The 12,880-nt window shown below is 55.0% G+C and carries 12 protein-coding genes; 8 read left to right on the top strand and 4 right to left on the bottom strand.

Annotation, left to right across the window (positions count from 1 at the left end; genetic code table 11):
- The coding region (locus MV985_RS01715; protein ID WP_297459514.1) for a hypothetical protein at positions 1-494 on the bottom strand (494 nt) is incomplete at its 3' end.
- Positions 491-1,936 carry a type III-B CRISPR module RAMP protein Cmr1 gene (gene cmr1 / locus MV985_RS01710; RefSeq protein ID WP_297459505.1) on the bottom strand — a complete coding sequence of 482 codons (1,446 nt, stop codon included), beginning with the start codon at positions 1,934-1,936 and terminating at the stop codon, positions 491-493. The genes cmr1 and MV985_RS01715, both read right to left, overlap by 4 nt.
- Before the next feature lie 1,732 nt (positions 1,937-3,668).
- On the opposite strand from cmr1, the gene MV985_RS01705 reads away from it, so the two are divergent.
- Both MV985_RS01705 and MV985_RS01700 read left to right on the top strand, forming a co-directional pair.
- Positions 3,669-3,971: a hypothetical protein gene (locus tag MV985_RS01705; protein WP_297459498.1), complete on the top strand. Its 303-nt coding sequence runs from the start codon at positions 3,669-3,671 to the stop codon at positions 3,969-3,971.
- Entirely contained in the window at positions 3,968-4,195 is a 228-nt protein-coding gene (locus MV985_RS01700) for a hypothetical protein (RefSeq protein WP_297459490.1), read from the top strand. The genes MV985_RS01705 and MV985_RS01700 overlap by 4 nt, the downstream gene beginning before the upstream one ends.
- A 253-nt stretch (positions 4,196-4,448) precedes the next feature.
- Here MV985_RS01700 and MV985_RS01695 read toward each other — a convergent pair whose 3' ends face one another.
- Positions 4,449-5,726: a hypothetical protein gene (locus MV985_RS01695; protein ID WP_297459484.1), complete on the bottom strand. Its 1,278-nt coding sequence runs from the start codon at positions 5,724-5,726 to the stop codon at positions 4,449-4,451.
- 69 nt (positions 5,727-5,795) lie between these two features.
- On the opposite strand from MV985_RS01695, the gene MV985_RS01690 reads away from it, so the two are divergent.
- The 3 genes from MV985_RS01690 to MV985_RS01680 all read left to right on the top strand — a co-directional run bounded on the left by MV985_RS01690 (position 5,796) and on the right by MV985_RS01680 (position 10,062).
- Positions 5,796-7,574, top strand: a complete 1,779-nt coding sequence (locus MV985_RS01690; protein WP_297459536.1) for a ribosome biogenesis/translation initiation ATPase RLI — start codon at positions 5,796-5,798, stop codon at positions 7,572-7,574.
- A gap of 222 nt (positions 7,575-7,796) precedes the next feature.
- Positions 7,797-8,981: a hypothetical protein gene (locus MV985_RS01685; protein WP_297459476.1), complete on the top strand. Its 1,185-nt coding sequence runs from the start codon at positions 7,797-7,799 to the stop codon at positions 8,979-8,981.
- An 88-nt stretch (positions 8,982-9,069) separates the two neighbouring features.
- Entirely contained in the window at positions 9,070-10,062 is a 993-nt protein-coding gene (locus tag MV985_RS01680) for an AIR synthase family protein (RefSeq protein WP_297459527.1), read from the top strand.
- Here the strand turns inward: MV985_RS01680 and MV985_RS01675 are convergent.
- On the bottom strand, positions 10,059-10,931 hold the full coding sequence (locus MV985_RS01675; protein ID WP_297459467.1) for a type I restriction endonuclease: 873 nt from the start codon (positions 10,929-10,931) through the stop codon (positions 10,059-10,061). The two genes, MV985_RS01680 and MV985_RS01675, sit on opposite strands and share 4 nt — an antisense overlap.
- A 79-nt stretch (positions 10,932-11,010) precedes the next feature.
- Between MV985_RS01675 and MV985_RS01670 the strand changes: the two genes are divergently transcribed.
- The 3 genes from MV985_RS01670 to MV985_RS01660 all read left to right on the top strand — a co-directional run.
- On the top strand, positions 11,011-11,808 hold the full coding sequence (locus MV985_RS01670) for a class II glutamine amidotransferase (RefSeq protein ID WP_297459519.1): 798 nt from the start codon (positions 11,011-11,013) through the stop codon (positions 11,806-11,808).
- Positions 11,809-11,953: 145 nt separating this feature from the next.
- Complete coding sequence (locus tag MV985_RS01665) at positions 11,954-12,133, top strand: hypothetical protein (protein WP_297459459.1); 180 nt, start codon at positions 11,954-11,956, stop codon at positions 12,131-12,133.
- 70 nt (positions 12,134-12,203) lie between these two features.
- Positions 12,204-12,880, top strand: a 677-nt coding sequence (locus MV985_RS01660; RefSeq protein ID WP_297459451.1) for an MBL fold metallo-hydrolase, incomplete at its 3' end; no start/stop codon positions are given.

Raw genomic sequence — 12,880 nt, 5'->3', positions numbered from 1 at the left:
GAGGCGTAAACGTCGAGCCTGCTCAGCCAGTCATGGTCCGGAACCATCGGGTCTGCCGGGAAGTGGACGAGTTCCTTGGCGAGTTGAGATGCCATCCCGTCGTCAAAGAAACGCTTGAGCTCTTCTTTGTACTCAGTCTCGAGCTTTCCGGGAAGATCGTTCCAGAGTCTGGCAAAGTTCGTGAGGGGATCATCGGTAGAAGTGGTGTTTTCGATCTCCGCGGATATCCTTTTCTCGGCTTCCTCCAGGGCTTCGATGAACCTCTTCTTCTCCTCATCGCCCGCCTGGAACCAGAACTCATTGAGGTTTTCGAGCTCCTTCTCCTCAGCGCTTATCGGATGCTTGAGAACGAACTTCGCGGGTTTTCCTTCGAGGGAGTAGCTTGAGAGGTGCCTCCATTCGGAGGGAAGGGGTTTTCCCCCACTCGAGAGAGAGCTGAGTATCTTTGATGGGGCAACTTCGAGAAGGGCCTGGGCATAGGTTTGAGGTATCATGGATAAACCCTCCTAAAACCTCTAAACCTAAACGCAGTGAGGACGTCTGATGTAATCCAGTCCACAAAATCCTCGTTGGTGAAGGGGGTTCTTTGAGAAGTGAGAACTTTAATGATGGTCCCTTCATTATTCCTTTTAGACTCAGCCAGAAACTTGCCTCTGTGCATTGGGAGGTACTGGTAGGGAAGGATAACGACCACTGGATAATAACTTTCTCCAATCTTTTTGACCGTAAGAATCACCGATGAGGCTCTGCGTGAGAACTCTTTCTCCCGGCTATTTTCCCTGCCGATTCCCCTTACTTCAGTTTCCCAGTTAGCGTATATCACTGGTGTCCCGAAGTAGTACCTGTACTCGGTGTTTGTTTCTCCCCCTCTGAGACGCTTAATGGCATCGTGGGAAAACCTACGGTCTGCAAATTCAAACCTTACTCCACCCTCGTACATCCTCCTCGAGCGGTCATAGTGGCCTGCGTAAGCCTCCTGAAGGGCTCTGAGGGCATCTGAATGGTTCCTGTAGGATCTCTCGGAGATTAAAACTATCATTTTGGACAGGGTTGGAAAGGAAGACACCTGAGGAGATGGCCCATAGTTAGCCTTCCCAGATTCTTTATTGACGGCATCGTTGAGGGTTTTGTTTTCCAAAATTCTCTCAAGGTCGTGGAGAGTTGCGTTCTTCAGAGTTTCCAAGAACTGCTTTAGCCCCCTGTCCCCTGAGGGAACGTCCCAGGTGATACCAACCACCCTTAAACTCCCAGCTCCCCTCCTCGCCCTGAACCCAAACCCACCATAAGTCACGGCCAGCCACAGTGAAGTGGATGCCAACACGAACGCCTCTCTATCAGAGGAACTTATTGTGACCTGAAATCTGGAGCCCGGCGGATAGTGGGTAGGAATTCTTCCCCGGACTCTCTCCTTCAGTTCGGAGGTCAGCTTTCCTAAGTTAACTCCCTTCATTTGGAGTATCTGATCAAGTTGTCTTTTATCCTCAAATTTATTCCTTATCCCATGCTTTTCGAGAACAGCACCAAGTTCATTCTTTAAGAATTTTTCAAGTTCCATCCTGACTGAGAAGAAGAGGTAGCCGGCTTTATTATACGGAAAACTGAACGTTACTTTAAGCCGGCTTCCTTTTTTGTTGGATATAACTTTTTTAATTCTAATACTCTCAACGTCAATCAGAGGACCCGGCTCATTGAGGGCTTTCACAAAAACCGTTACGCGGCTTTTCCTACTTCCATTACTCCCGGCAGACCCAAAAATCCTCCCCTCAACTTCCCTCAGTTTCTCGATGTCGTTTCCGAGGTAAGCTCCAGCAAGTGCTCTAAACCACCAGCGCATAACCCCTTTAACGCTTGCCGAGCGGAACTCGACCTGTCTTTGGTCGGCACCCCGCATGAAGACCGGCGTTATGGCCTCGAGATCAAAAGTGGCCTCATACATTAACACACCTCCCGGGCATAGAACAGGCGTCCCCTGATTCCATAGGGGTATGGTGTGAAGCGAACATCGTGGGATTGTAACGTCATTCTGGTATAAAAATGTTTTGCAGGGAATTATAGTGAGCCTCGATGAAAGCAGATGGACGCTCCCCGGGAGTGGGGCTGGCTTCAGAACCCCTTCAGGTCTAAAACGTCCGGAAAAAGTGCTTTCCCGCATCGAAGGGATGGAGTAATGTCCGCCCCGGTGATGGGAATGGATGTAAAAGCCCCGAACTGGTTCTAAAACGCCAAGTGGCTCTCTGCAACTTGAGAAGAATAGTACGGATATCCGGGTTTAAATTGCCAAACACACCTGCCAGTTCTAAACTATAGGATATGTCGGTAGAGTTTTCGCCCCTAAGACCAGCGTGTTTCCAAAGCGCTATGCCAGTTCTGAAACTTGCGGAAGTTGTGGTGAAAAGCTACCTGAGGAGGCTTGTTACTGGAAAACTCGAGTTTTCCAAAGCTCTAAGCTGGTTCTGAAACGGTTCACTTTTTCGCCCCGCTGGGCAAACAAAAAGAGGAGGAACCCCCATATAAGCCTTTCGCCTTCGGGTGGCCCCAAAAAACCGGCCGTTAGAACACTCCTCTAAAACTAACACCCGTTGGAAAGTGACAATCTGGAGTGTTTCGTGGCTTCTTCATCTGATAACCGGTGGAAGAGGCGGCTGTTTTCTCGGAACTGGATCTTAAAAACCCTGATATCCCAACCCCCGGAATTCCTTCGAGTTTATCCCTCCGATCTTCCCGGAAACGGCGCTTTTAGTCCGGAGAACCCCTAAGAACACTCCTCTGTCCATCGTTAAAAAACCTTTCCGCCCTGCTTTTCTGAGCCAGAAAAGACTTATCTCTGTTTTTCTCTCCAATCTGGGCCGGAACTAACCTTTATTTACAAAAACGTACATGGATTTACCTTTATGTAACGTAAAAAAGCGAAAACCGTTTTCCGGGCCGATTTTAAGATTTTCAGCGTTCAGGGAGAAAATCGCCCCACCTATCCCCCGGAGGTTTGCCCAGAGCTCTAAAAACACCCTACTCCGGCTTCTCTTTCAATGCACGGGTTTGAAAGCCGGACGAATTCCGGCCTTGAACAGCGGAGAAAAGCTCAATATTGTCTTTTCAAGCCCAAAGACACTGGCTCACTTCCTGAATGGGGAAAAAAGGCAGTGGGAAGAAGATACACACCACTACCCGGCTGGAGAAACCACCTTAGGACCTTGAAGATCCTCCCGTACTTAATGTCCCCCGGGTGAACCAGCTCGTTGATCCAGTTGCGGAGATCTTGCCCCCTCCACACACCGGGCGGCTTGTACCTTCCGACCCGGACCTCGCCGAGGACGGTCTCTAAAGCGTAGAAGTTCCCGGTTGTGGGGCAGCTTACTGTCCGCTATTCTCCCTATCTCGAGGGAACTTCATCGGAGTGGCCGAAGTCAACGGTTATGTTTCACCTCTCCCCCAGCCAATCCTCTGTGAGAAACCGTGGGAGGACTTCCAGCATCAGCACCTGGTCAAAGCCCATGTAAACCGGCCTGCCTCTGGCCCCTATCGTTTTCACAGGGGCTTCTTCTTGACATTCCCAAGCTGCTCCCGATCTCCTCGTTCACCACTAAAACCTTGTCGGGGGCCAGTTATGAGCCTCTGCCAGGTACCGGAGGGGTTGAAGACCGCCTCCGGGAGGCTCCGACAGTAGTGAGATGGGTTCTCATGACACCATCCACCAAAAGCTTTCCGAGGTTGCCCTCGCGCTCCAGTTCTTCACTGGCTTCACCATCTACCAGAAGACCACGGAGAGTATCTCAGGCTACCCGGTCGGCCCGGCGATGTTCATCGTTGGGGCTCCCCTCTTCCCGATCCTCCAGCACCCCATCGGCTCGAATAAACTCCCGGAGTGGCTATTCTACACGCACTTTCACGGCGTCACCAACCCGGTCCTGGCGATTCTCGGGGCTGGCATAGGGATGTTCGTCATCCCTACCTCATGGGGCTTGAGGGGGTGAGGAACTTAAACCTGGCCGGTGGCGTCATGGGTGTAGTGGCCGGCCTCGTCTCCGCGATGGTGACTCTGGCCCTCTTCGGCATTCCTGCCCTTTACCTTGAGGATGCCGGTCACGGGACCCTCTCAGCGGTTATCATTTTTCTCGGCCTCCCCGCAACCGTTATGGCCGGGTTCGGTGGTTTTGTCTTCCTCTCCGGCTCCACTACGGGGGAATTAGCTCGATAGACCATTTCCTCCGGTTCCGGGGCCTGAACATCACGGCGATGGTCCTCTCGATATACCTCCTCCCGACCGCGTGGAGAACTTCTCCAACGCCAGAACACTCGCTCTCGCCCTCGGAGTGGTTATGGCGGCTGGTTCTATGCCCTCTCGAAAAAAGAGATGAGACTTGAGGAACTCACCATCTCCTGGAAGGGCGTGCTTTTTGTCCCAGCGTTCCTTTCCAGTGTGAGGATCGGGTTTGGCGTTGGCCGAATTTCTAATTGTTGCCGGTCTTCTTCCTCCAGGATCTGTCGAGCTTCTTTATCAGGTCGTCGAGGAGGTCTTCGAGGCTCAGGATGTTGAGTTCGATCCGTTTCAGGAGCTCTTCCGGGGGTTTTCCATAGACGTCCTGCCTGAGGTGCTCTGCGTGACAGTCTCCCTTCAGGGCAACGAGGGTCATCGCGGAGCTGACGGTGGCGGTGCCCCCGGTTATGTCGAAGGTGAGCTCGTTGCTCTCCTCCTCTATAATATCCTCCAGGCTGTTGAGGAGGACCTTCCGTACTTTGTCGACTTCCTCGAAGTTGCCCGCGGGAATCATCTCCACATCGAGGAGGGAATCGGCGGTACCATCCCCAACCTCGCTCACCGTCCCATCGTGCCATCGAATCCTGAGCTTTCTTCCCAGGCACTCCGAGAGCTTCAGGAAGGCAAGGGTCATCTTCTTTTTGAAGGGGCTCAGGGAGTGTCCATTACCATCTTTCAGTCTGCCGTCTTTCCTTGCCTCCTTCAGTTTCTCATCAACGAAGGGCTCCTCCACTTCCCATTGACTCCTGGCCCGTGGAGACGGTTCCCTGTGGGGATACTCCATGTTCCTGTTCGAGACCAGAAGGAACAGCTTTGATAGTTTCGGCTTTCCTGTTTTATCGGGAGTGGAGTGGTGGGCCGTTGCAACGAAGAGGGGCACTATGTTTATGTAATCCCTCTCGGAGTTGGTTATCAGCTCATCGCAGGGTTTTTTGCTCAATACCCCCGGACTCCAGTTGATCAGGCTCAATGCCCCCACAAGGTATTTGGTCGGCTTTGGAGCGTCCGTGCCAGATTCAGGAGAATCGTTCCCCCGCGTTGTTTCCCCGTCAGCCGGGTTCATGTACCAGTAGAACAGCAGCACAACGTCCACAAAGTATACTATCGAAGCGAGGGTCATGACCCACGAGTTGTTCTCGACGCCGTCCGGAAACCAGGCCGTCAGTATGGCCGCAACCAGCAGAAAGAAGAGGGCACCCATGATGGTCCGGACCTGACCGAGGATACTCGATATGACGTAGCTCTCGATGAATACCCTTATGCCCGGTCGCTCTGTTCCCTTTGATTCTTCAGAGTCAATCAGGACGAGGGCGACCCAGAGGATCTCCAGGGTTGCCAGGAGGAAGGGCAGGGCGCGTTCGTTGTAGTCCCCAAATGGACCGCTCTTCCCCGGCTGCACGAGGAGGAACACGAGTGACGGAACGAGCATCAGGGAAACCGCCACCACCGTTCGCAGGGAATCCCCCTTCATCGTTTCACCGGAATGGAAGTGCCCGCAACCCTTTAAAACACTCGCCCTCAGCCTAACCCGGTGGTGAGGATGAGCAGGATAGCGGTCATCGATTACGACAAGTGCAACCCGGACAAGTGCGGGCACTTCCTCTGCGAGCGAGTCTGTCCGGTTAATCGAATGGGGGGCGAGGCAATAATCATCGACGAGGAGAACTACAGGCCAATCATCCAGGAGGCGAGCTGTACCGGTTGCGGAATCTGTGTGCATAAGTGTCCCTTCAACGCAATAACGATAGTCAACCTTCCGGAGCAGCTGGATGAGGACTGCGTCCACCGTTACGGGATAAACGCCTTCGTCCTCTACCGCCTCCCGGTCGTCAAGGACGGAATGGTCGTCGGAATCCTCGGGCCGAACGGAACGGGTAAGACCACCGCCGTCAAGATACTCTCCGGGCAGATAGTTCCCAACCTCTGCTCCGATAACGATTCCTGGGACAACGTGATAAAGGCCTTCCGCGGCAACGAGCTCCAGAACTACTTCGAGAGGCTGAAGAAGGGGGAAATACGCCCGGTAGTCAAGCCGCAGTACGTTGATCTGATTCCGAAGGCGGTGAGGGGTAAAGTGAGAGACCTCCTCAAGAAGGCCGACGAGACGGGAAAGTTCGACGAGGTCGTAAAGGAGCTCGAACTGGAAAACGTCCTCGACAGGGACATAAGGCATCTCTCCGGCGGTGAACTTCAGCGTGTTGCGATAGCGGCCGCCATACTCAGAAACGCCCACTTTTACTTCTTCGACGAGCCCTCGAGCTACCTCGACATAAGGCAGCGCCTGAAGGTCGCGAGGATAATCCGCGGACTGGCGGATTCGGGAAAGGCCGTCTTAACGGTTGAGCACGATTTAGCTGTCCTCGACTACCTCAGCGACATCATTCACGTCGTCTACGGCAAGCCCGGCGTCTACGGTATATTCTCCCAGCCAAAGTCAACCAGAAACGGAATAAACGAGTTCCTGCGCGGTTACCTCCGCGATGAGAACGTCCGATTCAGGCCCTACGAAATAAGGTTCACCAAATCGAGCGAGAGGCAGTCCCAGGCCAGCGAGATACTCGTCGAGTACCCGCGCCTTGTCAAGGATTACGGGGGCTTTAGACTCGAGGTTGAACCGGGAATTCTCTACATGGGAGAGGTGGTTAGCATAGTCGGGCCCAACGGAATCGGTAAGACCACCTTCGTCAAGATGCTCGCGGGGGTTGAGAAGCCGACGGAGGGCGAGATAGACTGGGAGCTGAAGGTTTCCTACAAGCCCCAGTACATCAAGGCCGACTACGAGGGGACCGTTTACGAGCTCCTGAGCAGGATAGACGCGGCGAAACTCATGAACAGCTTCTACAAAACCGAACTCCTCAACCCGCTCGGCATTCCGGAACTCTACGACAAGCAGGTTAACGAGCTCTCCGGCGGTGAGCTGCAGAGGGTTGCCATAGCGGCCGCCCTTATAAGGGACGCTGACCTGTACCTCCTCGATGAGCCCTCAGCCTACCTCGACGTCGAGCAGCGCCTGGCCGTTTCGAGGGCCATAAGGCACCTCATGGAGAAGGAGGAGAAAACGGCCCTGGTCGTCGAGCACGACGTCCTCATGATAGATTACATCAGCGACAGGATAATGGTCTTCGAGGGCGAGCCCGGCAGGTACGGAAGGGCGTTGCCACCGATGGGCATGCGCGAGGGGATGAACAGGTTCTTGGCCAGCGTCGGCATAACCTTCCGCAGAGACCCCGACACCGGAAGGCCAAGGGCCAACAAGGAAGGAAGTGTTAAGGACAGGGAGCAGAAGGAGGTCGGTGAGTACTACTATGCGACGGCCTGACGGTTTTTCCCATTTTCATCTCAATTTTCCCGGCATCTGTCAAAAGACGGCTTCTCCCCCGGCTGTAAACCTGGATAAACGCTGGCTAACGGCCTTTAACTGTCGAGAGTGCAAAAACGTGGAACACGGCTTTTCCATAAACGCGGGCAAATTTAACAACACGGTTTCGTGAAAAAGCCTTAAATAGAGGTTCTTTCTGATGAAAAAACGAGGTGGAAACCCATGTCATGGAAAAAAGTTGCGGCGTTGCTCTTCGGGTTGATGCTCGTTACCACGGGACTGGCGTTCAGTGGAGTTTCAGCGGCCGGGGGCAGCGTTACCGTGATACTGGTAAGCGACAACGAGGCAGATAGCGCGCTCGCCGAATACCTTGCCAACCTAACGGGGGCAGTTGTTGTCACCACGCCCTGGGGGGTTTACAGTCCCGACGTTACGGCCCTCGTGATGGCTCACGCTCCAGACAGGGTGGTGATAATAGGGGGTCCGGACGCGGTTCTCGAGCAGTACGAGACGGATCTGATGGACCTCAACACAACCGTTGAGCGCTGGTGGGGCCCCAACAGGTACGGCACCAACCTCGCGGTCATCGGTAACGCGACGGCGACGCTCGGGTTGAGGTTCGAGGATGAAGTCTTCGTGGCCCCGGGCAACGATACGGCCGCGATAAGGGTGGCCATCAGACGGGCCGCCGGTGTTCACGGCGTCGTGGTCTACACCAACGGAACCGGCGAACCGTCCAGGGTCCTCCGGAGGTTAGGGATAAAACCCTGGAAGGTGGTCGTCGTGATCAGCCCCCTGACGGAGGGGATCCTCGGAAAGTTCCGCGCCGGAGGGGGCTGTAACGCCAGCGTAACCGAGGTGAAGGTCAACGTCACCGCAGAGACCGCCTTGGGGGTAATAAACATGAGCCGGGAGCGGATCCGTCTGGCGAAGGAACTCCTGGCGAACGTCACCCTTCCGCCGCAGTTGGAGAGAACAGCAGGGAGGATGCTCCTCCTCGCCGAGAGGGAACTGAACGCCTCGGTCAGGGCCTACGAAAAGGGCAACTACGGGAGGGCCTACGGCCTGGCGATGGCCTCCAAGTCTCACGCCGAGTTCGTTATCAAGATCGCCTCGAGGGAGTGGAGGATGAAGGTGCGCTTCGACCCGGCTATGAGGTACCGGGTCTTTCTCAACCGCGTTGAGATCCAGCTCCAGCTGATGGAAAGCGCGGGAATTAACGTCACTGAGCTGAGGGAACTCGTCGAGGCCCTGAGGCAGGCCGTTGAAAAGGGAGACTACGACGTAGCCCACTACCTCATGCAGAAGATAAGGATGGAGCTGGTCAAACTCTACTTCAAAGACCGGATCCGGTTCAGGGAGCACGTTGTCTTTCCCGCCCACAGGCGATGTGGAATGATGCCGTGAGCCTTTTTCTGTATCTTTTCCCTTTCTTGGAAACGTTCCCTGCGGAAACGATATAAAGGATGGGCCCCCGATCTGGCCGGTGATAGCCATGCTGCCCCCGGGCAAGATCCCGCCTGAGAAGCTCAGGGAGATAGTGTTCAACCGCCTCGGTGCCCCAGGGGAGAGGGTCTTAATCGGGGCCGACGTTGGAATAGACGCTTCTGCCATAGACTTCGGCGAGAGGGTTTTGGTGGCCTCAACGGATCCGATAACCGGGGCGGAGGAGAGAATAGGCTTCTACGCGATCAACGTCAACGCCAATGACGTTGCAACCTTCGGCGCGAAACCGAAGTGGTTCCTCGTGAGCGTACTCCTTCCAGAGAACTCGGACGAGAGAACGCTTGAGAGAATAATGGACGACCTCCACGCCAGCGCTTCAAGGCTTGGAGTGGCCATCGTCGGCGGCCACACTGAGGTTACTCCCGGATTAAAAAGGCCCATAGTGGTTGGAACGATGCTCGGCGAGGTGGAGAGGGAAAAGCTCGTCACATCTAACGGAGCAAAGCCCGGGGATGCGATAATTCTCACCAAGTGGGCCGGCCTGGAGGGAACCTCGATAATAGCGAGCGAGATGAGCGAGCAGCTCGAGAGGGCCTTTGGAAGGGAGTTCGTTGAGAGGGCGAAGTCCTTCATCGAGATGATAAGCGTCGTCGAGGACGCTTTAACGGCCAACGAAGTCGGCGTCCACGCGATGCACGACCCCACTGAGGGAGGAATAGCGAACGGCCTCCACGAGATGGCGGATTCGGCCGATCTCGGCTTCGTCGTCCGCCGGGAGGGGATACCTGTAAGGGAGGAGACGCTGAAGATATGCGAGTTCTTCAACCTCAACCCGCTCGCGCTGATAAGCTCCGGGGCGCTCCTCATAGCCGCTCCTCCTGAGAACGCGGACGAAATCCTGAGGGCGCTCGCGGAGAGGGGAATAAACGCCTCCATAATAGGTGAGTTCGTTGATGATCCCGGGAGAAGAGTGATCGTTGAGAACGGGATCGAAAAACCGCTTGAAAGACCGGAGAGCGACGAGCTGTGGAAGGTAGTCTAAAGCTCCACCGAAATCCTCAGCTTTTCTTCTTCCTCCAGCTTTTTAAGGACTTCAAGGGTCTGCTCAGGGCTTAAAGAAATTCTCCTCACGTGCTCGTATGCCTTTCTTATCTCGTCCCTCCCGTAACCCTTCGATCGTCCCTCAAGGTAGAGGAGAACCGCGAGAAGGACGCCCTTCAGGCTCTTCTCTGGTAGCGGGAGGAGCTTCCAGCCGCCATCGTAGACGTAGGCAGCCTTTGGAGTTTCATCCCCTCTCAGTTCCCCTACGGGAACCGTGCTCGAACCATCCCCTGATGTCAGGTAGGAGATGAGCATGTCCTCGGAGTAACCCTCCCTCTTAAGTCCTGAGAAGCTCAGCTCGAGGGCCTTCAGCAGGGAAGAGAGCCTTTCGAGTTCGGTTATGTTTTCCTTGGAGAGGAACGACAGTCTGAGAACCGATTTTTCCATGGGTTCATTCTCGATGTTGACTTTAAAGAGAACCCTGTCCCTCAGGGAGGAGCCCTCCTCGAAGGCCTTTATAGCTATCCACACGGCACCGTTCGTGAGGATGCCGTACCTAACGCCGGAGTTGAAGCAGTAGCGGGCGAGCTGGCGGAGGGGTTCGTCCCTCTTGAGGATGTTAACGCCAAGGTTCTTCGCTTCAACGTACGCGAAGACCAAACCGTTCAGAATGAGCGCATAGTCAGCTCTCCCATCTTCGGTTCTCTCTTCCGGACGGACCTCCTCCGGGTTGTTCCAGTCCCAGCCGAGGGCCTGGAAGATTTCCCCGATGAGATGCTGCTTTACAGCCTCCTCGTTCTTCTCGTAGAGCTTCCTGTGGGACCGTATCCTCTCCCTGACCCTCTTTACCGCCACCAGGAGGTCTTCCATTCAAACTCCCCGCCGGGTTGTCTTCCCATCAACCTAAAAGCTTTTGGGGAGCCTGACCCAGAACAATCGGGTGGGGAAAATGTGCAGGGTTCTCTTTGCAGTTGGAAGGGGAGAGGAGATGGTTCCCCTCGTTGATGCCTTCGTGAGGGCTTCCGAGAACGATCCCTACAAAGCCGCGAGGGGAAAGAAGCCATACCACGGGGACGGCTGGGGCTACGTTCTTCTTCGGGATGGCGATATCAGGCACTATCGTTCGATCAGAGCCGTGTTCGAGGACGGGGATGCCGTCGAGGCCCTGAAGGAGCGGCTCAAAGGCTTCGTCGTCCTCATGGCCCACTCGAGGGCGGCGTCTCAGGGTGACAAGAGCCTCCTCAACGTCCAGCCCTTTGCCTTTTCCACGAGACGGGGCTTCTCTTTCTGGCTCTACCACAACGGTGACCTCGACAGGAAAAAGATAATCGAGATGGCCGGATTCGAGGAGAAGGACCTCGAGGGCATCTCGGACAGCTACGCCCTCGGATCCTACCTGTGCAGGCATCTGGAATCCCCCGAGCCGGAGGAGGTTCTAAAGCACTACTCCGCCGCGATGTCGGCAACCAGGACGAGTCTCAACACGGGGACCCTTTTTCTCTCGCTGGGAGGAGCTTCCGCCTTCGTAACCGCTTACTCGAAGCCCCTTTACCTGATGGATCCAAAGAACTGGGACTACGCCAGACAGCTTGTCCTGAGGAAAGAGGGCATCTTCGCTGTGGGCTCTTCCACTCTTGAGCTCTACCACGATGCCGGATGGGAGCCGGTTCTCAACGGACGGGCCTTTTACGTTAAGATCCGGCCAGAAAAAGAGCTCTTTGATGTGAGAGAGCTGGTGATGGGATGATCCCGGACCAACGATGGGATTTCCCCAGACGCTGGAGACGAAAAGACTCCCTGCCCAGCGCGGGAGTACAGGAAAGGTTATAAACCAGGAGGGAATAAAACTACTGGCGACTGCCCCGAGCGGTCCCTGAAGGAGGTGTTTGGAAATGGCTGAGCTGATAGTTAAGTCCAAAGTTAAGGAGGTCGTCAAGTCCATAGACCCCGAGATGAGGATAAACCCCGGGTTCTACGACGCCCTCGAGGCCGAGGTTAAGGTTCTCATAGAGAAGGCCGTCAGGAGGGCCAAGGAGGAGGGCAAGAAGACCCTCTACCCGAGGCACGTCTGATTCCCTTCTCTTTCCTTACCTTTCACCGGTGCACTTTTATGGATGAACCCCAATTCTCCACGGTGGTTTCATGGGGCTGAGGAAGCTCGGTGATTCGGCTTTTCTGTACCCCGGAAGCCCGTCGACGCTCATCAGGGTTTTTGATGGGGGAGCGGCCCTAATCGACCCCGGCCACGGAAAGAGCAGGCACAAGGACCTTAGGAGGGAAGTCAGAAAGCTCGGACTTGAGATCAAGGCCCAGCTGGCAACCCACGGGCACGCAGACCACATTGCCGTCGCCCCAAAGATAAGCGCGCCGCTCTTCCTGCATCGCTTCGAGTTCTCGATAGCGGAAAGCCCTCTCAACAGGGAGATTTTAACCTTCGGCTCGAAGGCACCGGAGGGGTTCTTAGCATTTCAGTTTCTGGAGGAGGTGAAGGTTCACGCCGTCTTCGAATGGGGCGATGAGCTCTTCGGAACAAAGGCGATAAGGCTCAACGGCCACTCCCCCGGGATGACCGGCTTCCTCGACGATGGGAACGGGTTAATCTACGCCGGAGACTCCTTCTTCGGCGAGAGGGTCATCCAGTCCGTTGGAGTGCCTTACCTCGTTGATCCAGAATTGTACAAAGCCTCAATTAAAGAATTACAGAATTATGCAGAGAAGGGCTATCTACTGATACCCTCTCACGGGAAGCCGGTTGAAGGGGATGAAGCGGAGGAACTGCTCGAGTTCAACCTCAAACGGGTGGAGGAAACCGAATCCCT

Source organism: Thermococcus sp. (assembly GCF_027012695.1).
In the GTDB taxonomy this organism is placed as follows: Archaea; Methanobacteriota_B; Thermococci; order Thermococcales; family Thermococcaceae; genus Thermococcus.
Note: the sequence above shows the minus strand (reverse complement) of the source record. Positions and strands in the feature narration are given on the sequence as shown.